This is a genomic window from Shewanella sp. AS16 (genome assembly GCF_021412365.1).
GTDB lineage: Bacteria > Pseudomonadota > Gammaproteobacteria > Enterobacterales > Shewanellaceae > Shewanella > Shewanella salipaludis.
The window spans coordinates 1037741-1063606 of record NZ_JAKCLK010000001.1; the positions used below are offsets into that span (position 1 = coordinate 1037741).

The 25866-nt window shown below is 54.9% G+C and carries 28 protein-coding genes and 1 other RNA gene; 13 read left to right on the forward strand and 16 right to left on the reverse strand.

Features of this window, described 5'->3' with window-relative positions; all coding sequences use genetic code 11:
- Positions 1–68 precede the first annotated feature (68 nt).
- The 3 genes from LZP73_RS04650 (at position 69) to LZP73_RS04660 (ending at position 1342) form a co-directional block, all read left to right on the forward strand.
- Positions 69–377: a cell division protein ZapA gene (locus LZP73_RS04650; protein WP_234233260.1), complete on the forward strand. Its 309-nt coding sequence runs from the start codon at positions 69–71 to the stop codon at positions 375–377.
- A 96-nt stretch (positions 378–473) separates the two neighbouring features.
- Positions 474–654, forward strand: a non-coding RNA gene (ssrS, locus tag LZP73_RS04655) — 6S RNA.
- A gap of 49 nt (positions 655–703) precedes the next feature.
- Positions 704–1342, forward strand: coding sequence for a 5-formyltetrahydrofolate cyclo-ligase (locus LZP73_RS04660; RefSeq protein WP_234233350.1), 639 nt, complete (start codon positions 704–706; stop codon positions 1340–1342).
- A 23-nt stretch (positions 1343–1365) separates the two neighbouring features.
- Here the strand turns inward: LZP73_RS04660 and folM are convergent, their stop codons facing one another.
- Entirely contained in the window at positions 1366–2085 is a 720-nt protein-coding gene (gene folM / locus LZP73_RS04665; RefSeq protein WP_234233261.1) for a dihydromonapterin reductase, read from the reverse strand.
- Between the two features lie 179 nt (positions 2086–2264).
- Entirely contained in the window at positions 2265–3200 is a 936-nt protein-coding gene (mdh, locus tag LZP73_RS04670; RefSeq protein WP_234233262.1) for a malate dehydrogenase, read from the reverse strand.
- A 305-nt stretch (positions 3201–3505) separates the two neighbouring features.
- Between mdh and argR the strand changes: the two genes are divergently transcribed.
- Positions 3506–3970, forward strand: a complete 465-nt coding sequence (gene argR, locus LZP73_RS04675) for a transcriptional regulator ArgR (RefSeq protein WP_169564150.1) — start codon at positions 3506–3508, stop codon at positions 3968–3970.
- Positions 3971–4043: 73 nt separating this feature from the next.
- On the opposite strand, the gene LZP73_RS04680 is transcribed toward argR, so the two are convergent.
- On the reverse strand, positions 4044–4679 hold the full coding sequence (locus LZP73_RS04680; RefSeq protein ID WP_234233263.1) for an NAD(P)-dependent oxidoreductase: 636 nt from the start codon (positions 4677–4679) through the stop codon (positions 4044–4046).
- Between the two features lie 124 nt (positions 4680–4803).
- Between LZP73_RS04680 and LZP73_RS04685 the strand changes: the two genes are divergently transcribed.
- Positions 4804–5703, forward strand: a complete 900-nt coding sequence (locus LZP73_RS04685) for a LysR family transcriptional regulator (protein ID WP_234233264.1) — start codon at positions 4804–4806, stop codon at positions 5701–5703.
- A gap of 27 nt (positions 5704–5730) precedes the next feature.
- Here LZP73_RS04685 and LZP73_RS04690 read toward each other — a convergent pair whose 3' ends face one another.
- The gene (locus LZP73_RS04690; RefSeq protein WP_234233265.1) at positions 5731–6666 is read right to left on the reverse strand and encodes a Dyp-type peroxidase; all 936 of its coding nucleotides are present in this window, start codon (positions 6664–6666) and stop codon (positions 5731–5733) included.
- 218 nt (positions 6667–6884) lie between these two features.
- Between LZP73_RS04690 and LZP73_RS04695 the strand changes: the two genes are divergently transcribed.
- Entirely contained in the window at positions 6885–7304 is a 420-nt protein-coding gene (locus tag LZP73_RS04695) for a hypothetical protein (RefSeq protein WP_234233266.1), read from the forward strand.
- Here LZP73_RS04695 and LZP73_RS04700 read toward each other — a convergent pair.
- The 3 genes from LZP73_RS04700 to LZP73_RS04710 form a co-directional block, all read right to left on the reverse strand.
- Positions 7280–7882, reverse strand: a complete 603-nt coding sequence (locus LZP73_RS04700) for a glutathione S-transferase (RefSeq protein ID WP_234233267.1) — start codon at positions 7880–7882, stop codon at positions 7280–7282. The genes LZP73_RS04695 and LZP73_RS04700 overlap by 25 nt on opposite strands.
- A 55-nt stretch (positions 7883–7937) precedes the next feature.
- On the reverse strand, positions 7938–8687 hold the full coding sequence (locus tag LZP73_RS04705) for a ferredoxin--NADP reductase (protein ID WP_234233268.1): 750 nt from the start codon (positions 8685–8687) through the stop codon (positions 7938–7940).
- Between the two features lie 113 nt (positions 8688–8800).
- A complete protein-coding gene (locus tag LZP73_RS04710) occupies positions 8801–9481 on the reverse strand; it encodes a DUF5610 domain-containing protein (protein ID WP_234233269.1) in 681 nt (226 codons plus the stop codon).
- A gap of 139 nt (positions 9482–9620) precedes the next feature.
- Here LZP73_RS04710 and LZP73_RS04715 point away from each other — a divergent pair, with 139 nt between their 5' ends.
- Together LZP73_RS04715 and LZP73_RS04720 are read left to right on the forward strand one after the other, a co-directional pair.
- Positions 9621–10220 carry a histidine phosphatase family protein gene (locus LZP73_RS04715; RefSeq protein ID WP_234233270.1) on the forward strand — a complete coding sequence of 200 codons (600 nt, stop codon included), beginning with the start codon at positions 9621–9623 and terminating at the stop codon, positions 10218–10220.
- Positions 10221–10232: 12 nt separating this feature from the next.
- Entirely contained in the window at positions 10233–11723 is a 1491-nt protein-coding gene (locus LZP73_RS04720) for an FMN-binding glutamate synthase family protein (RefSeq protein ID WP_234233271.1), read from the forward strand.
- 90 nt (positions 11724–11813) lie between these two features.
- Here LZP73_RS04720 and LZP73_RS04725 read toward each other — a convergent pair whose 3' ends face one another.
- Together LZP73_RS04725 and LZP73_RS04730 are read right to left on the reverse strand one after the other, a co-directional pair.
- Positions 11814–12068, reverse strand: a complete 255-nt coding sequence (locus LZP73_RS04725; RefSeq protein ID WP_442800710.1) for a hypothetical protein — start codon at positions 12066–12068, stop codon at positions 11814–11816.
- A 342-nt stretch (positions 12069–12410) separates the two neighbouring features.
- On the reverse strand, positions 12411–14201 hold the full coding sequence (locus tag LZP73_RS04730) for an ABCB family ABC transporter ATP-binding protein/permease (RefSeq protein WP_234233272.1): 1791 nt from the start codon (positions 14199–14201) through the stop codon (positions 12411–12413).
- A gap of 371 nt (positions 14202–14572) precedes the next feature.
- Between LZP73_RS04730 and LZP73_RS04735 the strand changes: the two genes are divergently transcribed.
- Positions 14573–14743: a hypothetical protein gene (locus LZP73_RS04735; protein WP_169564140.1), complete on the forward strand. Its 171-nt coding sequence runs from the start codon at positions 14573–14575 to the stop codon at positions 14741–14743.
- Between the two features lie 80 nt (positions 14744–14823).
- Here the strand turns inward: LZP73_RS04735 and aroG are convergent, their stop codons facing one another.
- Positions 14824–15879 (reverse strand): 3-deoxy-7-phosphoheptulonate synthase AroG, encoded by a 1056-nt coding sequence (aroG, locus tag LZP73_RS04740; RefSeq protein ID WP_234233273.1) that lies wholly within the window; start codon positions 15877–15879, stop codon positions 14824–14826.
- A gap of 399 nt (positions 15880–16278) precedes the next feature.
- Here aroG and LZP73_RS04745 point away from each other — a divergent pair, with 399 nt between their 5' ends.
- The 3 genes from LZP73_RS04745 (at position 16279) to LZP73_RS04755 (ending at position 19491) form a co-directional block, all read left to right on the forward strand.
- Positions 16279–17010 carry a substrate-binding periplasmic protein gene (locus LZP73_RS04745; RefSeq protein WP_234233274.1) on the forward strand — a complete coding sequence of 244 codons (732 nt, stop codon included), beginning with the start codon at positions 16279–16281 and terminating at the stop codon, positions 17008–17010.
- A 312-nt stretch (positions 17011–17322) separates the two neighbouring features.
- Positions 17323–18180, forward strand: a complete 858-nt coding sequence (locus LZP73_RS04750; protein WP_234233275.1) for a hypothetical protein — start codon at positions 17323–17325, stop codon at positions 18178–18180.
- Between the two features lie 9 nt (positions 18181–18189).
- Complete coding sequence (locus LZP73_RS04755; RefSeq protein ID WP_234233276.1) at positions 18190–19491, forward strand: DUF4785 domain-containing protein; 1302 nt, start codon at positions 18190–18192, stop codon at positions 19489–19491.
- A gap of 55 nt (positions 19492–19546) precedes the next feature.
- On the opposite strand, the gene LZP73_RS04760 is transcribed toward LZP73_RS04755, so the two are convergent.
- The 4 genes from LZP73_RS04760 to LZP73_RS04775 all read right to left on the reverse strand — a co-directional run bounded on the left by LZP73_RS04760 (position 19547) and on the right by LZP73_RS04775 (position 23197).
- On the reverse strand, positions 19547–20719 hold the full coding sequence (locus tag LZP73_RS04760; protein WP_442800711.1) for a tetratricopeptide repeat protein: 1173 nt from the start codon (positions 20717–20719) through the stop codon (positions 19547–19549).
- A 99-nt stretch (positions 20720–20818) separates the two neighbouring features.
- On the reverse strand, positions 20819–21112 hold the full coding sequence (locus LZP73_RS04765; protein WP_234233277.1) for a hypothetical protein: 294 nt from the start codon (positions 21110–21112) through the stop codon (positions 20819–20821).
- Between the two features lie 486 nt (positions 21113–21598).
- A complete protein-coding gene (locus LZP73_RS04770) occupies positions 21599–22849 on the reverse strand; it encodes an ammonium transporter (protein ID WP_234233278.1) in 1251 nt (416 codons plus the stop codon).
- Positions 22850–22858: 9 nt separating this feature from the next.
- On the reverse strand, positions 22859–23197 hold the full coding sequence (locus LZP73_RS04775) for a P-II family nitrogen regulator (RefSeq protein ID WP_169564134.1): 339 nt from the start codon (positions 23195–23197) through the stop codon (positions 22859–22861).
- 339 nt (positions 23198–23536) lie between these two features.
- Here LZP73_RS04775 and LZP73_RS04780 point away from each other — a divergent pair, with 339 nt between their 5' ends.
- Positions 23537–24079, forward strand: a complete 543-nt coding sequence (locus tag LZP73_RS04780) for a hydrolase (protein ID WP_234233279.1) — start codon at positions 23537–23539, stop codon at positions 24077–24079.
- Between the two features lie 160 nt (positions 24080–24239).
- Here LZP73_RS04780 and LZP73_RS04785 read toward each other — a convergent pair whose 3' ends face one another.
- Entirely contained in the window at positions 24240–24995 is a 756-nt protein-coding gene (locus LZP73_RS04785) for a putative porin (protein WP_234233280.1), read from the reverse strand.
- Positions 24996–25409: 414 nt separating this feature from the next.
- Entirely contained in the window at positions 25410–25787 is a 378-nt protein-coding gene (locus tag LZP73_RS04790) for a YacL family protein (RefSeq protein ID WP_234233281.1), read from the reverse strand.
- Between the last annotated feature and the right edge of the window lie 79 nt (positions 25788–25866).

Consider the following 25866-nt stretch of genomic DNA (forward strand, 5'->3'; position numbering starts at 1 on the left):
GCCTTGCACTTTTAATATTGGCCCTATATAGTCCGCCCATAGAGGCCAATAAAAGGATACTGCCGAGCATGAGTAACAGCGCTGTCGATATTACCCTGCTGGGGCGCACCTACTCTATCGCTTGCCCCAAGGGACAAGAGAATGCATTGAGGGTAGTGGCTCAAGGCGTCGAGCAACAGCTGAGTTCGGTGAAGGCAAAAACCAATAGCCTGAGCCGGGAAGAAATTGCTATCATGGCCGCATTAAATATCGGCTATGAATTGTACGAAGAAAAGCAAAAAAACCAACAGTATATGCGGCAGATGGACGAGAGGATCGGCTTGTTGCAATCCACACTCGAGCACGCACTGGTTGAGCGCAGCGTCCAGGAGGATTAGACTGTACTTGCAGAGTCAGTCGACCGGGTTGGACTCTTTGTGGCCTTGGCCAAGGTAATGAAAAAGTACCTGAAACTTTACTGAAAAACCGTTTTTTGCTCCCTGGGATATGCGCCAGCCGGTAATGTCCCTGTGCCGATAATTTATATCTAAGGGTGAATGTTTTACTGACATTGAGCATGCTCGGCTCGTACCGAGAAGCCTTAGGAAGTCATCATTTACCCGCCTTGAACCTACGGTTCAAGGGCTACACCGGCAGCGGTATCCTGGGGAGCATCCTAATTATGACCCGCGTGACAGCTAAGTCCGACCCGTCCACAGCGACCATGGCACAGCCTTTCGAGCTGACGCAATTCAGCCTCGCCCAAGATCGCAGCGCGATCCGCAACCAGATCCGCGAACGTCGGCGTCAATTATCCCCACAGCAACAAACCCAGGCCGCCGCAGCCGCCATGGCACAGATGCTCACTCAGCTGAGAGAACTGCAACCGACCAAGGTCGGCCTGTACCTGACCAACGACAGTGAGCTGGATACCCAGCCCCTATTCCAGGCATTGTGGCGACTCAATATCGACACCTACCTGCCCAGGCTGCACCCTTTCAACCGGGGACAATTGATTTTCATGCATTATCGCCAGGGCACCCGGATGCTCCCCAACCGCTATGGCATAGATGAACCTAAACTGGACATCAGAAACCTGTTGCCGACCGAGCAACTGGATCTGGTGATCACCCCCCTGGTGGCCTTCGATGAACAGGGCAACCGTATGGGGATGGGCGGTGGCTTTTACGATCGTACCCTGGCGCATTGGCAAGCGACAGGCAAGCCGCTGCCCATAGGTTATGCCCATGACTGTCAGGCGGTGCCCAGCTTGCCCTGTGAGCACTGGGACGTGCCTCTGGCCATGATAGTCACCCCAAGCAGAGTATTGCGCTTCGCCTCAGAGACCCGCCCCCAGGGTTAACCCCAGCATGGCTGCAGCCGGCATCATTTGAGGTGACGGCCGCCATCAACGGCGAAACTCCGTCCCGTGACATAGCGGCTGCCGAGCAGGTAATCGACCAGGTTGAGGATTTCGGCTTCGCCGGCTTCCCTTGGCAATATCGCCTTGGCCATCGCCTTTTGCCGATAGGCGGCATCGTCACCCTCGTTGAACAAGATCAATGCCGGCGCTATCGAATTGACCTTCACCTGAGGCGCCAACTTGGCGGCGAACGACAGGGTCATGTTATGCAATGCCGCCTTGCTGGCGGCATAGGCTATGTGTTTCTGACTGCCCTTCTCGGCAACATAATCTGTCAGGTGGATGATATCGGCGGCACCTATCCCGTCGGCCGCCGCGGCCTTGAGATTATCGGCCAATGCCAGATTGATCTGGTAAGGGGCACTGACATGCACCAGCATCATACGCGCCATGGTCTGCGCCGCGCTCACCCCGGAATCATCCGCCAGCCAATCGGAGGCGTTGTGAATTATGCCCCTGAGGCTGGGATGGCGTCCCTTGATGTGCGACAGCAGCCGCTGCAACTGCTGCTCATCGGCCAAGTCACAGGGGTAGAGTTCGGCTCCCTGCGTTTTGAGCCCCTCGAGGCTGGGATAATCGCGCCTGTAGGTGCCTATCACCCCATAACCTTGGGTGAGCAGATGGCTGGCCATGGCATGGCCGATGCGCTTCCCCACACCCGTGATAAGAATTATACCTTTCATCTTGCTCCTCAATGACCGGGCGTCATGCCTGTCACCATGATAATGTTAACTATATAAGCCCCATCAGGATAACGCCTCAGCACGGCCCCTCACATGCATGGCTTGAGCCAGGTTGCGACAGGCATTACCCCATAAAAAAAGCGAAGCCTGAGCTTCGCTTTTTTTATTCCGGACGGGGATTACTTGACGAATTCCACACCCAGTTTGATATCGGCTTTCAGCGTGTCCAGCATGGCATCACGGGCATTGGCTTCAAACTCGCTGACCTCGCCGTAAGGCAATACTTTCTCAACGCCATTCTTACCCAGCAACACAGGTTGGGCGAAGAAGTCGGCGTGCTCGCTGCCACCGTCGACATAGGCACATTCGACCACGTTGGCTTCGCCTTGCAGACCGCGTACCAGTGACAGACCGAAACGACATGCGGCTTGACCCATGGACAGAGTCGCGCTGCCGCCACCGGCTTTGGCTTCAACCACTTCGGTACCGGCATTCTGGATGCGAGTGGTCATGGTGGCAACTTCTTCGTCGCTGAAGCTCACGCCTTCGACCTGAGACAACAACGGCAGAATGGTCACGCCGCTGTGGCCACCTATGACATTCACCTTCACGTCGGCCACGTTCAGGCCTTTTAATTCGGCGATGAAGGTTTCTGAGCGGATCACGTCGAGGGTGGTCACACCGAACAGACGGTTCTTGTCATAGACGCCGGCTTTTTTCAGCACTTCGGCGGCAATTGCCACTGTGGTGTTAACCGGGTTGGTGATGACACCGATCAGCGCCTTGGGACAGGTCGCGGCCACTTTCTCGATCAGGTTGCGGACTATGCCGGCATTGATGTTAAACAGATCCGAACGATCCATGCCCGGCTTGCGGGCAACACCGGCAGAGATCAATACTACGTCGGCACCCACCAGGGCTGGCGTTGGGTCTTCACCGGCGAAACCTTTGACTTCAACGGCGGTCGGTATGTGGCTCAAATCCACCGCAACACCCGGAGTGACCGGGGCGATATCATAGAGAGACAGTTGTGAACCCGCAGGCAGTTGAGTTTTTAACAGTAGGGCGAGTGCCTGGCCGATACCACCGGCAGCACCAAGTACAGCAACTTTCATAATTATCTCCGTCGATTCTCGGATTAGGTGTGACATAGATCTATTTTAATGATGGCGCCACATTACTGCAAAGGCAGGATAATTTCAATTATCCCTTGGTCTTAAGGGGGAAAGTTTCCTGTACGCTGCCAGCCGGGTTTGAGACTGGCCCCGACGGCCCCGGGCGGTCCGCCAGGGGGAACAGGGCTAACGCCAACCCAGGCAATGCATTTTTATTCATGGGTTTCGAATATTCGTTGACTTGATGGTGAATATTATTCAAGATGAGGGAGTTTTTTTGAATAATAACGAATAAGAAATTACCCATGACCAAGAATCAAGATGACCTCGTCAGGATCTTTAAATCTATCCTGAAAGAAGAGCGCTTCGGCTCCCAGAGCGAAATAGTCACAGCGCTGCAGGCCGAAGGCTTCAGCAACATCAACCAGTCTAAAGTCTCACGCATGCTGAGCAAGTTCGGCGCCGTGCGCACCCGCAACGCCAAGCAGGAAATGGTCTATTGTCTGCCCGCCGAACTCGGGGTCCCCACCGCAGGCAGCCCCCTGAAGAACCTGGTGCTGGATGTGGATCACAACCAGGCCATGATAGTGGTACGCACCAGCCCCGGCGCCGCCCAACTCATCGCCCGCCTGCTGGACTCCATAGGCAAGCCGGAAGGCATACTGGGCACCATAGCCGGCGACGATACCATCTTCCTCTGTCCTTCGAGCATCCACGACATAGAAGACACGCTGGAAACCATCAAGTCGCTGTTTAACTACGCCGAATAATCCCCGGCTGCAATAGAAAAACGGCTCACTTCAGTGAGCCGTTTTTCTCTGTACAGGCTACGCCGGCCCCTGGCTAATAGGCGACGCTGATGCGCTGCCCCGGATATTGCGCCGCTTCGGCCTCATCCAGCATGGCCCTGGCATAGTCTGTGACTGAAATGCGACTCTTGCCGCTGGCATCGGTGAAGAAGCTATCGCCACCGATACGATAGTCGCCTTCACGCTCACCCGGATAGATCTCGGCCGCCGGGCTGACGAAGGTCCAATCGACCCCGCTGTCACTCTTCCTGAAGACCTCAAGCGCCTCCCCCTGGGCCAATGCCTCCGCCCTGTAGGCCTCGGGGAAGTCGGGCGAGGATACCAGCGTCACCCCGGGTGCCACTTCCAGGCTGCCGGCACCGCCAACCCACAGCAGGCGCCGGACTCCGGCATCGGGCAGCGCCTCAAGCAGCCGCGCCGCCGTTTGGGCGACTACGGCATGATCCTGCTGCGCCCGGCCACCGACAGACGCTATGACGGCATCGACACCGGCGAACACCTGCGGCGCCAGCGGCAGTCGATTCAGATCCAGGCTTCTCACCTCGACCCCATCCTGCTGCAGCTTGGCCGGATCCCGTACCAGTGCCACCACCTCATGGCCACGGCGCTTGGCCTCCTGCAATATATTGCCGCCAATCCAACCCGTTGCCCCTAAAATTGCCAGTTTCATTGTTTGCCTCACTCAGATGATTAACATTGCAGCCAGTTTACTTGCGGCAATTCACGTGATAAACATCGGCATATGAGCAACATTGTCTCAATTTGAGATACCAATAAGGGCACATCCGGGCAAAATGGAAAAGATAACGGCGATCCGCAGTTTCGTCGAAGTGGCCAACTGCGGCAGCTTCACCCGCGCGGCCGATAACCTGGCACTCAGTCGCTTGCAGGTCTCCCGTCATGTCAAAGAGATAGAGCATTGGCTCAGCCAGCGCTTGCTGCACCGCACCACCCGCAGCGTCAGCCTGACATTGCAGGGAGAAGAGGCGCTGCAATACTGTCAGCGTATCCTGGCCGAAGTCACGGCGATGGAGAGCCGTGCCCACAGCCATAATACCGAACTTGTGGGTACCATACGTATTGCGACGCCCATAGGCCTGGGCCAGCACAGCCTGTATGAGGTGGTCGATGCTTTCATCCAATTGCACCCCAAGGTCAAGATACAATTGCTGATGTCGGACAGTTTCGCACAACTGGTGGGGGAGCGGGTGGACGTGGCACTGAGGTTCACCGAGCAACCCGATGACAGCCTGATTGCCAGGCGCCTGATGGCGATAGACAATGTGCTCTGCGCCGCGCCGGCCTACCTCGCCAGGGCGCCTGACATAGCCACCCCGGAGGATCTGCTGGCACACAATTGCCTGCTGCACAGCAGCCAACCTGGCTGGCTGCTGCTGAAGGGCCAACAGCATAAACAGCTCAGGCTCAGCGGCAACCTGCAGGCCAACGACATGGGGGTACTGGTCGGCGCCGCGCTGCGCGGACGCGGCATCGTCTGTCTGCCGGCCGATCTCGCCAATCCCTATCTGGCCGACGGCCGACTGCTGGAAGTGCTGCCCGAATATACCGCCCCGGGCAAGAGCCTGTGGGCCGTGTATCTGTCACGCAGTTACCAACAGAGCCTGGTGCGGGCCTTCATCGACTTCACCGCCGGAAAATGGCAGCAGGACATAAGGAAATGGCGAGCGCCCTGAGGCGCAAAGCCGCCGGCAGGTTAACGGCTAGTCATCGTACTGCAGCATGAAATCCAATGAAGGGACGAAGAAGGACGAGCCGGTCAGGGCCCGGGTGAAGTGCAGCAGGTGATCATGATGACCCGCGTCATCCCCGAAGACCATGCTGTGGAGCATCTTCTCGAAATGCTCAGGGGTGCGGCAGACGGAGATAAACATCAGCCCCTGCTCCTTTACCGTGCCATAGGGCATGCTCTGGCGCAGGATTTCCATGGCGCTGCCATCCGCATGCTTGAGATTCACCCTCTTGGTATGGCTGGTGAGCGGCTTATCCGCCGAAGCATATTCGATATCGTCCAGCTTGGTGCGGCCAAACACATCTTCCTGCTGTTTCAGCGGCAGCCTATGCCACTTGGCCAGATTATGGGCAAATTTCTGCACATGCACATAACTGCCGCCCTGAAACTCGCTGTCCTCCTGCCCCACCAGCGCCACCTGCTGGCGGTGACGTCCTCTGGGATTCTCAGTGCCATCGACGAAGCCGGTCAGATCCCGGCTATCCATGAAGCGAAAGCCGCGCTCCTCTTCGATAAGCTCGACCAGATCTTCGAACATCTGACTGACTTCGTTCGCCACCAGATGCAGTATGTCGAACCTGTCGCAGCGCAGATGGACGAAGAGATCATACTCTATCGCCGGGGCATCGCGATTGCCCTCCTGCATGGCGGGGAAAGGCTTGAGCAGCGCCGGTCTGGCATCCGGATAGAGGGTATCCCAGTAGTTGGCGCCTATTGCCAGGAAGCCATTGAAGGCACTGTCAGTATATTGATCTGTCAGTTCGTAGATATATTGGGCCACATTGGCAACACAGGGACGCAATTGAGCTTCAACAGCCTCGTTGGCATTAAACATCAAATAGACGCTATGCAAATTCCCTTCGGCACACACACCCAACTGTTCACGCGGCATATCCTGAGTACCCATAGTTAACTGACCTTCCTATCCATCATTTTCGACCTCATTGGCTGCAACTTTAACTCAAAATAACATTTACTTGTGTATCTGCAGCCATAAGATGTTTTTTTGTGCAGCGAGACGCTAAGCGTCATCCCGGGTCGGTGTCCGCCGCGCGGGCAATTCATCCAGACTCGACTAAAATAAGACCAGTATTTAACGTCACCCGCATCACGCCAGAGGCAGACATGACCGGAATATTGCTCATCTTAGCCACGCTGTTCGTTGTACTCTTCCTGTTCAGGCATAGGCTGCCCTGGTATCGCGCCGCCCGTCATCCCAGAGGCGACTCGGAGGCCAGGCTGAAAATAAGCCCCTTTCACAGTGTCAGCCTGATGTCCGAAGATCTCTGTTGCCAGGCAACCCAAGATCTCAAAGGCAAAAGATTCCTGGCCAGGGAGGCCCCCCACTTACCGCTCGACGGCTGCGATCGCCGCGATTGTCACTGTCATTATGTCCATCATGATGACAGGCGCAACAGGGATAAAAACCGCCGCACGGCATCCAACGTCAGCCAGCAACTCTTCGGCGTCTTCGGTGAGCAGGAACGCCGCCACCGGCAGGGCCGGCGCAGCAGCGATCTTCAGCTCACATCCGGACGGGTCTGAGTGAACATGGCCTGGGTCTGCACCCGGGCCAACCAAGCCGCCAACGACGGCGCCTGGGTGCGCCATGGCAACTGAGGGTGGCGAAAGTCCAGGTATTCGAGCAGGCAAACCAGCAACAATTGACGGGCACTGAGCCTGGTTTCGGCCTCTATGCCCAGCAACTCCAACTGCATCACCCCACGCATGATGGCCTGTTCATAACGGCCGGTCCAGAAGGGGGACCTGACCCCTTCCTCCTCGCGCATCTGCTCCTGTCGCAGGCCGACGGCGCTGTCGAGTATTCCCTTGATCAGGGAAAACTGGCATTGCTGCGCCCAGTCGCCCGTCGCCGGGCCGAAGAGTCGCTGTTGTCCATATTCGGCGTCCAGATAACGGGCGATCACTTCGCTGTCGAACAGGCTGGTGCCGTCATCCAGGAGCAGGCAAGGGATCTGTGCCAGGGGATTGGCCGCCAGCAGCGCCGGACTGTTGTCGAAGGGATTCACAGGTACCGGCACTATGTTTTCAATCCCCAGGACGTGGATCACAGTCCTGACGAAACGGGCATAGGGTGAAGCAAGGGAATAGAATAATTGCATCAGATGTTCCTCGGCTGAAGCCGGCTCCCGCCGTTGGCACTCGACACAGAGCAGGCTACCAATATTTCTCAACCGTGATTTGTCCGGGTGCCCGGCGCAAGTTTTTCTGTAAGCCCCTATCCTTGAGGATACGCTGGGCATCTGTGACCATCTCGGGATTACCGCAGATCATCACCTGTGAATCCGCGGCCGAGAGTGTCAGACCTGCGACGGCTTCAATCCGGCCATCCTCCAGGCCGGTCGTGATACGGCAATCCAAGGCGCCATCCACTTGCTGACGGGTAACGCAGGGAATATGGATGAACTGCCCGGGATAACGCTGTTGCAATTGTCGGATCTTGTCAAGATAGGCCAGATCGTCGCTGTGGCGTACGCCATAGACCAGCACCACTTTCTCGAATCTCTGCCAGGGCTCGTCCGTGTCCATCATGGAGATGAAGGGGCCGACGGCTGTGCCCGTCGCCAAAAACCAGAGATGCTTGCCTTGTTTCTCGTCCCAGGGGATCTCGGCCAGGGTCATGAAACCCGCGGCCTGGGTGGAGACCTGGATCTCATCCCCCACCACCAGGGTATGCAACTTGGGGGACAAAGCCCCTTCCTCGACCGCCACGGCCAGGACTTCGACATAGGCTGTGCCCGGTGGATTCACCAGGGAATAGGCGCGGGCAATCCGCTTATCGTCCTGTATTTCGCTGAGTTTAATGAATTGTCCGGCGATGAAGGGGGCCACTTCGGCGGCGATCCGCAGCGAGAACAATTTATCGTTCCAGTCGACTCTCTCTATGATCTTACCTGTTGTCCACATAGATTCCCCGGCTAATACTCATTCGATTTCCTTAGCATAAGGCTTTATGACGACAACAAAAACCCCTAATAAGCAGGGGTTTGAATATAGCTACTCTATGCAGGTCGCGGCCGCTAAGCCTCAGGGGTAGCGGCTGCGGCGTCATCGCCCGGGCTGAGGCGCTCCCTGAATGCCTGCAAGCCTTGCTGCACCAGATCATAGGTCTGGTCCACACCGTCGGCAATGTCCCCCTGCAGCACTTTCAGGCCACCGAGAATATCCCTGGCATCACCGAAGCCCTGCTCTATGGCGCCCCCTATGACAGACATGAAACTCTCCAATTGCTCATCCTGGCTCATGTCGCCGTGTTGCTGCTGGTGCAGGGGGAAGAACTGAGTCGCAAAATTGACTATGCGCTCCGCTGTCGCCGCGGGAGTGTCATCCTCCGGCGCTTCGTAGCTCATGGACATGCCCGTGTCTGTCTGACCGGCGGCGAGTTCCTGGTTGATGGCTTCGATGGCGCTGCGATACAGAAGCGCCATGGAATTATCGCCCGAGCTCAGGCTGACCTCTTCCTGGGCGGAAAGAATGGCCTGATTCATCAGCTGCTGACTCGCTTGATAGGCGCTCTTCTTGTTGGCAATCGCCGACACTGTCTGGCCATGAGTGCCTACGTCCTGGGTCTTATCCCTGGCGGCGGCCGAGACAGTTTGACCATGGTTATCCGCCTTCACTGGCTGCTTTTTATCATCGCTGACCACAGCCGTGTTCGGCATAGTCTTTGGCTTACCCGGATTGTGCGGTTTAATGTCCATCTTTGTCACCTGTGCGGCTGGATTGGCGGTTTTCATGAACCTTAATTATCGGACAAAAAACCGGCATCTTTAGTTGAAAATCAGATAAAGATATCATTAACCGTCAATCAGGGATTATCTTATCCCTCAAATGGATTTAATGGGCCGCGCCTTTATCATGAGCATCTTCAGGAAAATCATCTTCATAGCCATGCTTGCCGGCGGTCTGCTGCCGAGCCTGGCCTGTCATGCCACAGACAAACTCATCATACTGGTGCGCCACGCCGAAAAGAGTGAGCCAACCCCCGCCGACACCCGAGCGAACGAGGCACAAATCCAAGCGCTGCGGCGGGATCCGCCACTCTCGGCCGCAGGATATGCCAGGGCGCAGGCATTGCCCGGGGCCCTGGCTCGGTACCCCCTGAGCCGGCTCATCGCCACCCAGTATCTCAGGACCCGGGAAACCCTGGCGCCCATTGCCGCCGAGCGTCAATTAGGGGTGGAGATCATCGCCGCCAACGCCCCGATAGCAGAGCATATAGCCCAGCTGGCACAGGCGGCCAAGGCCGCAGAGGGCAATGTCCTTATCGCCGGTCATTCCAATACCCTGCCACTGCTAGTCCAGGCCTTGGGCGGCCCCAGGATAGCCCCCATAGCCGAAACAGACTATGGCCAGCTGTTTATCCTCACCCTGGGTGAGGATCAGAAGGTAAAGTTGATCTCGGGCCATTATGGTGCCCAGGCGAATGACGCAAACTAACGGAGACTGAAGATGCCAACAAAAAACTGGTTCATGTGGGGACTGGATCTCTTTTCCGGCCTGTTTCTCATCGTCATAGGCTTAGGCGTGCTCGTCCTGGCCTATATGTATCTGGTCGACAGGCTGCAGACCAAGCAAGCGGTGAGACACAATTATCCCGTGATAGGCCGCTTCAGGTATTTCTTCGAAAAACAGGGCGAATTCTTCAGACAGTACTTCTTCGCCCAGGACAGGGAAGAGCTGCCATTCAACCGCGCCGAACGCAACTGGGTCTATCGTGCCGCCAAGAATGTCGACCGCACCATAGCCTTCGGTTCGACCCGGACATTGGAAACGCCCGGGACCCTGATGTTCATGAACACCGCCTTCCCCACCCTGGATACAGACTCTGTGCCCCCCAGCCCTGTCACCCTTGGGCCTGATTGCCGCACGCCTTACACCAGCACAGCCATTTGCCATATCTCGGCCATGAGTTTCGGCGCCTTGTCCAGGCCGGCGATCACCGCCCTGTCCCATGGGGCGGCCAAGGCAGGATGTTGGCTCAATACCGGGGAAGGCGGGCTGAGCGAGCACCATCTCAAGGGCAATTGCGATCTGGTCTTTCAAATAGGCACCGCCAAGTATGGGGTCAGGAATGAGCAGGGGCATCTGGACGATGACAAACTCAGGGCCATAGCCGCCCATGAGCAGGTCAAGATGTTTGAAATTAAGCTCAGTCAGGGTGCCAAGCCGGGTAAGGGCGGGATCTTGCCCGGCGTCAAGGTCACGGCGGAAATCGCCGGCATTCGCGGCATTCCCATAGGCCAGGACTCAATCAGCCCCAATGGCCACATAGAATTCAAGACGGTTGCCGATATCCTCGACATGGTGGCCAAAGTGCGCGAGCTGACGGGCAAGCCCACTGGGATCAAGGCCGTACTCGGGGATACCCACTGGCTCAATGACTTGTGTGATGAAATAGCCAAACGCGGTGAAGCCGCGGCACCGGATTTTTTCACCCTCGACAGTGCCGATGGCGGCACAGGCGCGGCGCCACAACCTTTGATGGATTATGTCGGCCTGCCCCTGAAGGAAAGCTTGCCACTGCTGGTCGACACCTTGAGCCAGCGGGGCCTGCGACCCAGGGTCAAGATTATCGCCTCGGGCAAACTCATAGTGCCGTCCAAGGTCGCCTGGGCATTGGCCGTGGGGGCAGATTTTGTCGCCTCAGCCCGCGGCAACATGTTTGCCCTGGGTTGTATTCAGGCGATGCAATGCAACAAGGACACCTGCCCCACAGGTGTCACCACCCACAATGTGAAGCTACAGCAGGGGCTGGATCCCAGGGATAAGTCGGTGCGGGTCGCCAGTTATAACCATTACCTGCATCATGATCTCGGCCTGATTGCCCACGCCTGCGGCGTCAACGATCCCAGGCAACTGCAGCGCTCTCATGTGCGGATAGTCACCGACAGCGGCCTATCGGTATCCCTGGATAAATTTTATGCCCACATGGAGAGGTAGCAGACGCAATGCTGTTGCTGGCATGTCATGTGTGGAATGCCATGTCTGAAATCTCATGTCGGCCATGAGACTCAGGCATGGTCCAGCAAGCTAACGCCCCAGGCCGATGCCGACGCGATTAAGCCCCGGCATGCTCCTGGCATTGGCCATGCCGAAGTCCTGTTTCGCCAGGGTCAGCCCGCGGGTCGTTACCCGCAAACCGGCACAGAGTTCCTCGTGCAGCGCCTGCAACTCGTCCCGGGTCAGCTCTCTCTTGCTTAACACAGCCGAGATCGCCAACCAGTCGGTCTCGACTCTATTGATCCTGCCCTCGATGTTCACCAACAGTGCAATATTATGCATCATCCCTTCTCCTTCTTGGTCTGGGTTACAACCTGGATCCCGGGTTGGCTCACAGATTTCGCAAGGGAGTCCAACGGGCTGAGGTTAGTCTGGATGAGCAAGTATGCGTTGTGGCGGCTGAACCAATACTGAATTTTGCTGCAGCTGCTAGGCTCTTCCCCTGGTTCCGGATTGTTGCATCGACCCAGCTATCCAAGCCAATAACCCTTACTTACTTCAACTAGTGACTTCAACTATTGGCTTCAGCTGCTGAACTCTTTCCCCTGATTCAGGATTAGCGCATCGCCCCTGCTATCCAAGCCAATAGCCCTTACTTACTTCAACTATTGGCTTCAGTTATTGGCTTCAGCTATTGGCCTGTTCCCCCTGGTTCTGGATATGCCAAAGCCTGGCATACAGGCCATCGGCCGCCAGCAGGGTCTGGTGTGTGCCCTGCTCGACTATCCGCCCCTTGCTCAGGACCAAGATCTTGTCGGCATCGACTATGGTCGACAGCCTATGGGCTATCATCAGGCTGGTATGCCCACGTGCGGCCGCTTTCAAGGCCGTCAATATGGCTTGTTCCGAACGGCTGTCGAGGGATGAGGTGGCCTCATCGAACACCAGGAGCGGCGACCCCTTGAGGATCGCCCTGGCGATCGCGACTCGCTGCTTCTCGCCACCCGAGAGTTTGAGCCCCCGCTCGCCAACCTGGGTATCCCAGCCCTGGGGCAAGGCTTGGATAAAATCCTGTAAATGTGCCAAGTCGATGGCCTGACGCACCTCCTCCTCGCCGGCATCCGGTCGGCCATAGAGGATGTTCTCATACAGGCTGTCGTTGAAGAGCACTGTATCTTGGGGGACTATGGCGATGGCGCGGCGCAATGCATCCTGGGTCAGTTCGCGTATGTCCTCGCCATCTATCTTGATCGCTCCCTGCTGCACCTCATAGAACCTGAACAGCAACTTGATCAGCGTCGACTTGCCGGCACCACTGTCACCGACCACGGCCACTTTCTGCCCTGGGTCGAGGCGAAAGCTCACCTGCTGCAGTATCGGCCGCTCATCATAGCTGAAACTCACGTTCTCGAATGCCAATGCCCCCCGGGTCAACTGCAGATCTTTGGCCGTCGGGCTGTCGACTATGCCTGGGTGCCTGGCCAACAGGGCGAACATACGCTCGATATTGGCCAAGGCGCCGCGGATCTCCCGGTAGACGAAGCCAAGAAAATTGAGCGGGATAAAGAGCTGCATCATGAAGGCGTTGATCAACACGAAATCCCCCAGGGTCATCACCCCATCGGCGACCCTGTAGGCCGCCAATGCCATCATGGCCGTCATGGCAGCAGCGATCACCAGCGCCTGACCGCCGTTGAGGGCGAACAGCGACAGGCGGTTCTTGCGCTTGGCGACTTCCCACTGCGCCAGCGCCTTGTCGTAGCGCGCGGCTTCATAGGCCTCGTTATTGAAATACTTTACGGTTTCATAATTCAGCAGGCTGTCTATGGCGCGGGAATTTGACAGTGAGTCGGCCTTGGCCGCATCCCTGACATAACTGGTACGCCACTCGGTAGCGATCACCGAATAGCCGACATAGATGAGCACGGAAACCAGGGTAATGGCCGCGAAGGCGATGCCATAATTGACAAAGAATATCCCTATGACCAAGGCAATTTCCAACAAGGTGGGGACTATGTTGAACACCATGAAACGCATCAGGAAACTGACACCGCTGGTGCCCCTTTCTATGTCCCTGGACAGGCCGCCCGTCTGCCGCTCCAGATGAAAGTCCAGATCCAGTCGGTGCAAGTGTTCGAATACCGCCAACCCGAGCCGCCGAATCGCCCTCTCGGTCACCCGGCCGAACAGGGTGTCGCGTATCTCTCCGGTGATCGCCGTCGTCAATCTCACTGCCCCATAGGCCAACACCAGGCCGATGGGCACGCTCAGGGCCTGGGCTGTGACGTCGCCGTCCAGGGTATCGACCAAGTGTTTCAGGATGAAAGGCAGACCTACGCTGGCCAGTTTTGCCAGAACCAGACACAAGAGCGCCAGTACTATGCGCCCCTTGTATTCCAGCAAATAAGGCCATAACAAACCCAGCACCTGCCAATTGAGGGACTCCTTCTGACCTTCAAAATATTGAGATGAGCGCATAAGCTTCCAATTCGAAAAGTGTAATTAAGGCCGCTGTTAGCCTGGATAAAGTTGCGAGACTGTCTCTCGCGGCAACCTGAGCAGAGGTAAAATAACGTCTGAGTGAAGCATGGATCTGCTACCCGCTTTGCACTCGTATTTCGCAACTGCTTCAATAAACGTCAAAAAAATGACAATTTACGAAAATTCAACTATTTTGACACAATTGCTATTCGACAGAGCAACAGAATTTGGTATTCTCTTGGGCGCGATGTTCCCTTACCGGGTGCAATATAGCCTTCTTAAGCGTTATCGAGAGAGGCCAAGGTCGATTCGGTCGCTAAGCGAATACTTAAAAATACCATTATGACATTCAGTTCAAAGGAAACCTTATGTTGGATTCTGTAAAAGTTCAGTACCCGCCATTACCGCTAATTCGCACTTGGGTATGGATGATGATTGAATCGGGCAATCCGGAACTTCAGGACAAGGGCCGTAACAACCTCATATCGGCCTTTGGCAGCTTGGCCGAAGCCAACAAGTATCTCGCCGAAAACAGCTAAAATTACGGCGCCCCCGGGCGCCATAAATTTACAGTTGAAGTCGGCTCGGCTGAGATCCCTGGCGGCACAGCCCAGGCTTTCTATGCACTGCGTCTGTCCAGGACACTCTGATCCAGTCCGGCCAGTAACAGCTCGCTGTCGCTCCAGCCTATGCAGGCGTCGGTCACACTCTGGCCATAGTTAAGCGCTTGGCCCTCGACCAAGTCCTGACGACCAGGCTGCAGATGGCTCTCCACCATGACACCGAAGATGGCCTTATTTCCTCCGGCTATCTGGCTGCCCACGTCGGCAGCAACCAGCATTTGCCGCTGATATTCCTTACTGCTGTTGGCATGGCTGAAGTCGATCATCACATTATCGCTCAGTCCGGCCTTCAGCAACTGCTGGCTGATAGCCTCGACGTGCGCCGCACTATAGTTAGGCTCGCGTCCACCGCGCAGTATGATGTGGCAATCTGGATTCCCCTTGGTCGACACTATCGCCGAGTGGCCCATCTTGGTGACGGATAAGAAATGGTGCGGCGCATTGGCGGCGCCTATGGCATCTATGGCCACCTTGATGGTGCCATCTGTGCCATTCTTGAAGCCGACAGGACAAGACAGACCCGATGCCAATTCCCTATGTACCTGCGACTCTGTGGTGCGGGCACCTATGGCGCCCCAACACATGAGGTCCGCCATGTACTGCGGCGTAATCATGTCGAGAAACTCCCCCGCCGTCGGCATGCCTATCTCGTTCAGTTCGAGCAGCAATTTGCGGGCGGTTCTCAAGCCATCGTTAAGCTTGAAACTGTTGTCCATGTAGGGATCGTTGATCAATCCCTTCCAACCCACAGTGGTGCGGGGTTTTTCAAAATAGACCCGCATGACGATTTCCAGCTGATCTCGGTAACGCTCTCTCAGGAGCACCAAGCGCCGGCCATATTCCAATGCCGCGACGGGATCGTGGATGGAACAGGGGCCAATCACGACCAACAGACGATCGTCACTCTTGGTCAGGATATTATGTATGCTGTTACGGGCGTTAAACACTGTGGCGGAGGCGTGTTCTGATGCCGGAAATCGCTCCAGGATCGCAATGGGAGGCAATAACTCTTTTACTTCATTAATTCGAACGTCATCATTTTGGTAATACATAAATTCCACCACTGGGTTAGCGCTTAAGGACCATCTCTCTTCTGCAATACTTCCTTCAATTTAGCCAGTATCGGGCGACAATGCAATCAAGTTGTAGATTATTTAAGATTTCAAGCATATGTATTTGTTTTTAAAAAACTATTCAAAATTAAATAACAGATTATCTACCACAACAGCCCCGAAGTTGTACTTCAGAAAACTCACCAAAAAACAAATATTCGACAGCAAGATGAAATAAACTCATAATCACTTGGGTTGGCACATTAGGCGCCATTGGGACCTAGCTCACAGGTTTTCAGTGGATGGCTGGTAAGGAAAGCAAAAACTCAACGCAGGATAGAGAAAATTACCCGACTCATGTTTGGATGCAAACGGCATAGTCACCCAGGACCCGGCTTCATGCGCTTGCTGACCTTAATCTTGGTGACCTTAACCTTGGTGACTCAGCTGGCTTGGGCCGTCCCCCCGGACCAGGGGCTCCGCTTTGCGACCAGCAATACCATAGAGCCCTATTTCTTTGCCGACAAACCCGGCGGCATACAGTACGACCTCTTGGCTGCGGCACTTAAACTCAAGCAACGCCATATAGAAAGCCTGGTCTTGGCACCGAATCGCCGCGCCTTGAGACTGGTTGAAACCCAGAAGGCCGATTGCCTGATCAATGCTCCCGATGGCCTGGAGCAGCTCCACTACACCCAAAGCCTCATCGAATACCAGAATAGTCTGTTCAGTCTGAGCGCAGATCATTTAGCCATACACAAGGTAGAAGACTTGCTGCATGTCCCCCTGGTTGGCTTTCAGAATGCCAGCCAATACTTGGGGGAAGACTTCGCCCTTATGGCCGCCAAAAACCCGGAATATCAGGAAGTCAGCAACCAACAACACCAGCTCAGCATGCTGTTTAAGCATCATGCCAAAGCCATAGTGCTGGAACGGCGGATCTTCGCCCATTATCGCCATCTCCTGGCCGGCAAGCTGAATACGGCTCAGTCGGTAACAGAAACCTCATTGTTCGCCCCGGCCCCCAGGCCGATAGCCTGCCGCAGTCAGGCTATCGCCACCCTCCTGGATGAAGGCATAAGCCTGTTGAAGTCGAGCGGCGCCTATGATGAAATCCTTAAAAACCAATAATATACAGAATAGAATACAGATTAAATCCACCTGACTCAGGCAAGGAAGTTAAAAAATCCCGCTCGGGTTTCAAACAGGCAATAAGCCGCAGCCCATTCAGAACTCCCTGTTAATCAGTAGATTAAACACGCTCCAGCACCGTTTTAAACAATTCCACTCTAACCCATTAATTAGTCAGTGCTTTTCATGTTGCGAGACGCAAATGTTAGCGTTAGGTTAACAAAACCGGTCAGACATCTGACCTGCATAACAACAAGACCTGATGCCTGCGGGCTATCAAATATAACGATAACTTTTACATGAGATAACACAATGACGATCTACAACAAGCTATTGCTGCTGGGTCTGTTCGCTGTCAGCCCCCTGAGCCAGGGCGCCACGGGTATCGCCTTTATCCATGGCACCGGCAAACAAACCAATGCCCTCGACGACTACTGGACAAGTGAATTTGTCGACTCTGTCCGCCAAGGCATAAGTTCCCCCGCCAACTACACCGTCATCAACTGTGACTTCGACCAATATATGTGGGAAGAAGCCGCCGCAGGTTGCCTGGTGAACCAGCTAACCACTTTCATCGATGCCAAAGGCATAGACTCGCTGATCATGCTGACCCACTCCAATGGCGGCAACATAGTCCGTTGGGTACTGTCTAACCCAACCTGGGACAGCCGCTACCCCAAGGTCATAGCCGCGACCTCAAGGGTGATAGCCCTGGCGCCTTCGAGTGCCGGCACCCCTTTGGCGGATGCAGTCAATCAGGGCAATAGCTTCGAAACCAGCCTGGGTTGGTTGCTTGGGTACAACAGTGATGCGGTCAAGCAACAACAAGTCAGCTCCATGAGCTATTACAACAGCACCTGGCTCAATGGCACAGCGAACCGGCCGGCGTTGTCCAAGCCGTTCGAAGTCGTAGTAGGTTCGGATGTGGACTCGGCAGTATGGGACAGTGACAGCTACTGCGCCGGTTACCAATACCAGGTCGCGTTGGAAACCACCCAAAACTGGCTGGATGACTGCTCAGATGGCTTCCTCGAATGCAGCTCCCAGAGTGCCGCCGGCACCGTCTGGTTTACCGACAAGCAACTGACCCAGGGCCAGGAGCCCCTCAGCCACCAACAGAGTCGCCGGGCCTGTTTCAATCTCGACAGCCTGATCCGCAACCACATCTAGGAGCATCCGATGCAACAACTTACTTCAGTGGTTGGCATACTCTGCCTGGCCACCTTACTCACTGCCTGTCAGGATGAGTCGACGCCAAAGGTACAGACAGCCGCAGCTCCCGCCAGCCCCCAAAACGTAAAAGCCGTGCCCCTGGCCGCGCCACAAACAACGGATATCTATCATGTCGAGGTAGAGGCGCCGACACTGCCGCCGCTCAATACCAGTACAGACTACATCAGCTTCATCACGCCGTTGAGCGGTGAGTTCACCGCAAGCCCGCCACAGACCAGGCAAACCCGTCTCAGCGATGAGTATTGGTTGAATGTCAGTGGCGCCGAATTGAGCGGTGGGATAGACCTGCCCATCAGCCAGGCTTCGAGCGTGATCCGCATAGCCCCACGGGGAGACACTAGCTCGGGGGGGCTCATCAAGGCAGACGCCATAGCACCCGAGACGATTTCCCTGAGTTTAGCCTCAGCGAAGACAGGCAAGCATGAAGCCCCTTCCTGGGTGAAATCCATGGCCGATGCGCAGGCCCTGGCAAGCGCCGGACTGAGCGATGATTCGAGTGCGCTCACCCTCAGGGCCGACGCCAAACCTGGTAAATATAGGCTCAGGGTGAAACAACCGCTGGCGGCGCAGGCGCGCTATCTGGTGAATGTCAAAGAGAAGCACTCACCCTACCAGCTCAAGCTCGGCGCCCCCATGAGCATAGAGGCCGAAGCCGGGCAGATAGGACTGGACATCAGCCTGAGTCAGGGACAGCAAGGACTCGCCCCCAGGGCCAGGCTGATACAGGCGGGTGGCGAGAGTCTGGAACTGGCGGTGCGGCAGCAAGGAGAAACCTGGCAGGCGGTGTTGACCGAGCCGCTGCCCGCGGCGAAGAACAATGCCGACTTGAGTGAGATCCAGGTCGATATCCAAACCGAGGTCGATGGCCGGCCCCTGCTCAGAAGTGTCAAGACGGCGTTCAAGGCCTATGTCAATTCGGCCAAACTCCTGCCCCAGGCCGACAGTCGCTGGCAGGGAGACTTGCCGACCGGGGTCGATTTCGGCCTGGAGTTGATTACCGAGGGGCGATTCGGCCTGAGCGCTGTCTTGACTGGCACCAACAGCCAGGGAAAGAGCGTCGCGATTCTTAAGTCCCAGGCAGCGGCCTGGATCACGCCCGACGCGCCCAGGCTGAGGCTCGAACTGGATCCTGAGCTTATCGCGGCATCCGGCCTGAGGGCACCATTTGAACTCAGAGAGTTGACCCTGACGGATCAGGGACAGATGGCCAGGCTCAGTTACCAGGATCACGGCTTAATCCTCGAATAACCCCCGGCCAGAAAGAACGGCTTAACCAATAAGGCTCCCAGTGGGAGCCTTATTCTCAATGGTATTTCATCGCCTCCAGCTTAAGCTGGTATCTGTGTTTATTGCCTGGATCTGAACTCAGCGCCAGGGCCTTCTCCATATTCTTGCGGGCCCGCACTTGGTCTCCGATAGCCCAATAGGCCTTGGACAACCCAAAATAAAACTCATGCCGATAACCCGCCTTCTCGACGGCACGGCGAAACCAGACCAGCGCCTCCTGATACTCTTGGGCCTCATAGGCTTGCTCGGCAATATCATAGTAATAATAGGGATTATTTATCCGTGCCAGCTCGAGCACCTTATGCACCTCGGCCCACTCCTCCAAACGGCCTTGAGAGCCCAGGATCATCGCCAGATTGTAGAGGGTAGTCATGTTGTGAGGTTCCAGCGCCAGCACATAACGGTACACCTGCTCGGCCCGGCGCTCATCATTGTTGCGTCTATAGATCACCGCCAGCGTATTGTAGGCCGGGATGAAGTCGGGTTGCTGCAATATGCCCGCCTTCACCAAGGCATAGGCGGTATCATAATCCCCCTGCACCATGGACTCTGCAGCCAAGTTATTGTAAAACATTGCGATTAATGTCTTTCTGCTGATGGTTTTCTTGTTATAGCCCCGCTCGGCCCGCTCGGGCAGGAAGTCCACCAAGATGGCACGCGCGATCACATGTACCGTGTCCTGATTGCTTGGCGGGAGCAGCCTCAGATTCACATGGCCATTGATAAGATAGAAGTCGCCCTGCTTATCCCATACGGGCTGCACATCTATGTCCTGCCACTCGACATTCAGCTTGAGGATGTCGGCCAGGGCCGTCGTCAGCACCACAAGCGACATGCAGTTGCCTTCGCGGCTGTTGAAGGTTTCAGAGGCGACCCGGGTGAAGTTATCCCGATAATTGAAGCCGCCATTGCTGGCGTTGAGGTATTGAGCCAACCATTCATTGGCCATCAAGCCATTGCCATGCATCAATTTTTGGCTATCGAATCCGCGTTTGACTTCCACCGTGGCCTCGGCCGGCAGGGCAAAAATATCTTCAACCGAAGGAACCCGAACCTCTTGCTTAAAGGCAACATCGTTAAACAGAATATGGGTATCCAGCTGCAAATGAGAGGGAGCCTTAGCCGCACAGCCCAAGGTGCCGAGCAGGCAGCAGCTCAACAACAGCTGAGTCACAAGACGTGTCATCATTTTCTCCGGCAAATTACGACTATAGCCAGAGCTTAAGCGAATGAAAGAATGCCTGCCCGCTAAAAAAGTTACAAAAAATTAACGCATGGGTCCTGCGGCTTAACTGCCGGGCCCGGGTGGGGTTATCTGGATATAGAACTGCTGCGGATTTTCTTGCCCGCGCTGCCGGTAAGGGCGGTAGAAACGCCCGGCACAATCATAATAGGCGTAGGGGTGGAAGAAGCTCACGCAGCCGAGCGGTAACGCCTGTAATATTTGCAGCTGTTGCTGAAATCTAAGGGCCTCTTGCCACTCCTGTTCCCGGATGACGGCATCACGCACCGCGAACACATCCAAGGCTTGATTTGCATCGTGCACCAGCACTTGTCCGGCGACGGCGGGCAGTGCCATCATCAACAAGCTTCCCAATAGATATGCCCGCCTCGCCGGCATAATACTGTCACAGAACATGGCCTTGCTCCTCAATATTCCGGTCCAAACCAGGTCTTGCCGAACAACATGAGCCGCTCTTGGGTAAGTCATCCAACAGCTGATACCAGCCGGCACAATTGGCATAGAACACATGGCCCTCTGGGTTGCTCCAGCTCCCCCGGGAGCTTGGCGCGCGCTATCTGCAATTCGCCCGGCGGGGCGAGCGAAAGCCCCTGTATCATGACCCTATATCAGAGTGGCTCATCCCTTGGGTTTCTTCCTATCTTGGCGCGTCAGCGCTCGACTTGCAACCGAGACGCCGGCGCCTCTCCCCAGCCTTCTGCGCCGCCAACAACCTCAGTCCTCTGCCCCGCCAACAAAAAGTGGAGCCCTGGGGCTCCACTTTAACTCGACGAACATGACAGGCTAAGCTGATGACACTAACACCCAGCAATCAGCAATCAGCAATCAGCCGGCATTCTTGACGGTCACAAATTCGGGATAGGCATCTATGCCGCAATCCGATGCATCCATGCCATTGTATTCTTCCTCTTCCGAGACCCGGATCCCCATGGTCAGTTTAAGCGCAAACCATACCGCCAGCGAGGCGGCAAACACCCAGAAAAAGATGACTAAGGCGCCAAACAGCTGCCCTGTCACACTGGCATCCGGGTTGGATAGAGGCACTAACATCAGTCCCAGGAATCCGGCGACGCCGTGCACCGAAATGGCACCTACGGGATCGTCTATCTTGATGCGATCCAAGGCTATGATGGCGAAGATCACCAGGCCACCGGCCACCAAACCTATGATGCCGGCCAGCATCAGGGAAGGTGACAAGGGATCTGCGGTTATCGCCACCAAGCCTGCCAAGGCGCCATTGAGTATCATGGTCAGATCCGCCTTGCCCCAAATCATCTTACACACGACCAGGGCAGAGACGGCACCGAAGGCGGCGGCCGAATTGGTATTGAGGAAAATTTTCGCCACCGAACTGGCATTGGCGGCATCGGACACCATCAGCTGGGAACCACCGTTGAAGCCAAACCAGCCCATCCACAGAATGAACATGCCCAAGGTCGCCATCGGCAGGTTGGAACCCGGGATGGGATTCACCTGACCATCCGGACCATATTTTCCCTTACGGGCTCCTAGCAACAAGACACCGGCAATCGCGGCGGCGGCGCCGGCCATATGCACTATGCCACTGCCGGCGAAATCGACAAACCCGGCTTTCGACACGAAGCCCCCACCCCAGGTCCAATAGCCTTCAACCGGATAGATGAAGGCCGTCATCACCACCGAGAAGGCCAGAAATGCCCACAGCTTCATCCGCTCGGCGACAGCCCCGGAAACGATGGACATGGCCGTCGCCACAAACACCACCTGGAAAAAGAAGTCAGATTCCAGGGCATGACTCGCATCGGCCGCCTGAGAACCTATCAAGGCCCCCAGGGAGGGCAACCAGCCTCCCTCGGCATTGTCGACATACATGATGTTATAACCGACGATCAGGTAGGTGATACAGGCAATGGCGTACAGGCAGACGTTTTTGGTCAATATTTCCGTGGTGTTTTTCGAACGCACCAGCCCGGCTTCCAACATGGCAAACCCTGCCGCCATCCACATCACCAGCGCCCCCGACATCAGGAAATAAAAGGTATCCAGTGCAAATCTCAATTCTGCGACTGTGAGCCCGAGTTTAGTTAATTCTTCCATGCATCCCCCTTATAATGCTTCTGTGTCGAGTTCGCCGGTACGAATACGTATGGCTTGCTCCAGGTCGGTTACAAAAATTTTACCGTCGCCTATCTTGCCCGTATGGGCAGCGGCTGTGATGGCTTCTATGAGCAGATCCAAATTTTCGGCCTTGGTCGCTATCTCCAACTTCACCTTGGGCAGGAAGTCGACTTGATACTCGGCACCACGATACAACTCAGTGTGCCCCTTCTGCCGACCGAAGCCCTTCACTTCGGTCACTGTCATCCCCTCAATGCCTATTGCGGCGATAGCTTCACGGACATCATCCAATTTAAATGGCTTGATGATAGCGCTGACGAGTTTCATCCCGACCTCCAAAATCTGTTTGTTATCTATTTGTAGCCAAATCAATTCAAGCATCGAGCCAAAAATATACCGGACTGTTTTTTATGGGTTTTAGCCGTGAAGCACTCATTGCTGGCGCATAACAACGCACTAAAAAGGTGCATTTATGCACGACATGCCCCCTGACGGTGCGCCGAGTCATTCGCATGAATTGGCCTATCTCTTGGGTTTGGCTTTAATTCAAATAGCGGCAAGACGACCGACACCGGCTGGTCTAATGGCTGCTGCCCATGTCATCATGTCTGTGAGTCTTTTTAAGCGGCGAAGCGGCGGGTGTCTGTCGATGTCTCAGGAGGAAGTATGTTAAAACCCGAAGAAGTGGTACTCATGATAGTCGATGTGCAGGGCAAACTGGCCCAATGCATGGACCAGACGGAGCGACTGCATCAGCAATTGAGCCGCCTGATCCTCGGGGCCCAACTGTTTGACATTCCGGTGATTTGGTTGGAACAACTGCCGGCTAAACTCGGCCCAACCAGCCCGGAGTTGCAGACCTTGCTCAGCCGGAGCAGCACTCCCTTGCACAAGCAACATTTCAGTGGTTGGCAGTGCCATGAGGCGAGAGCGGCGCTGACAGGGCTTGGACGGAAACAAGTGTTACTGGCGGGCATAGAGACCCATGTCTGCGTCTATCAGACCTGCCGCGATCTGCTCGACCATGGTTATGACGTGCATCTGCTCGCCGATGCAGTTTCATCCAGGGAGTTGGAATATAAGCAATTGGGGATCCGGATGATGACCCAGAGAGGCGCGCTGCTGACCAATGTCGAATCCCTGTTATTCGAACTGCAGACCGAGGCTCAAGGCGACAGATTCAAGGAATTGCTTAAGTTGATCAAATGAGGGCATGCTTGATACTGAAATATCGGGCCAGCTCCGACAGCAGCTGCGGAATACAGATATGGATATGGATAAAAAAATGGCGAAGCATGATGCTTCGCCATTCTTTATTCGGCAAATGTTATCGCCGGCATAAGCCAGCGGCTCACTCAGCGCTTATCATTTAAAACCGGCCGGTTAATCCCAGACCTATATCGACACCGTCGACATCTGAATCAAGCACTTTAGCCAAGCCAAAATTGGCAGAGAAACTGTCGGATAAACGCCACCAGTAAGCGGTGGAAACGCTGAAGTTGTCATCGTCGCCATTATCGCTATAACCAAGGCCAACAGACCAAGCCTTATTGATATACCAATCGGCCTTCACATTGAAGGCATCATCAGAATCGACATGCGTCCAATTCGCCGATAAGTCTACACCTGAGGTAGATTTCAACGCGATAAAGCTACGCAGCTTTAAACCGTAAGATTCTTCGATGTTGTTATCGCCATCGTTGAAGAATGCCGACACGGACGAGGCATTGTTGAAGTAGTAACCTACTTCGGCTCCGTAGGTATTAGCGTCATGGCTGCCAACGTCAATTCTTGAATAGTTGGCAGAAACAAACCATTTAGAGTCAAAAACATAGGTTCCATCTATGCCAAAGATATCAGCATCCAGTGCGTCATAGTTACTGTAATTGGCTCCCAGGTTGCTTTCTTGCGCCAGGAAACCATTCAGGGCATATGGACCCTTGGTTTGATCTACGGATTTGAAATAATAGCGGTAGTTGGCATTCCAGATACCATCACCGAATTCTTCTGAGTTGCCATTATAGTTAAGACCGGCTTCATGCTGATAGCTGTTATCTTGGACGGCCATGGCAGTTGTGCTTGCAAGACTCAGTAAAATTGCCAGTGCGGCGGTAGTTTGTTTCATCAATTTATTCCCTTAATTGTTATACCGGGAGCAAAGTTGAATGGCGTGATAATAGTGAGGTAATTTAATCCATTAAAAAACTAAGCATCTTGGTTTAAAATACAACAATGCCATTGCTCTCCTAGCGGCGCGTACAATAATACAAAATGTCATCGAATGGAAATAAAAATGAAATAAATAGCAAACCTTGCAAATACAAAACAATATAGTAAATATATGGCAACATTTTATTAAACTTTGATATTGAATTTAGATTATACCGTTTAACTCTCGAGGATGAGGTGAAGCGATACTGAAATTGGTTTTCCAAGTATTATGCTCGCTGTTTATCGCCGGCACAGAAATACCAGCTGAGCCCAACATGTCGGCTCAGGCCGGAAATCATTAAATACAGCTTGGCATCCAAGCCTTGGCTCATTCGCCATGACGATTGAGAAACTTATGCCAGCTCAACAGCGCCTGTTCGAAATCTTCCAGGCCACAGTAAGATTCGGATTCGGCGTCGTACAAGGACATGGATTCATCGAGATCATGCTCTTCATCGAACCCCAGCACATTGGCGTAAACCCTGGCCTGCTCCCTGTCCAATTCCAGGGTCAAATCGGCCCCCACCAGGCGCCAATTATTCAGCTTGCCGCTGCGCAGTTGCGCCATGGCTCCACAAATTTGCTCATAACTTTGGCTGTTATTGGCCAATTCTTCGGAGAACCATTGACCCAAGGCCTCATGATCCATGCTAAACCTGGCGATGGCGGTGCCATCCAAACTATTACGCCGAAACTCGTATTCCATCTTTCACTCATACTCATGATCACATCCGATAAGCCAATTTTAACCCATTGCCGACTAACTTGCCCGGGATGCTGCGGCT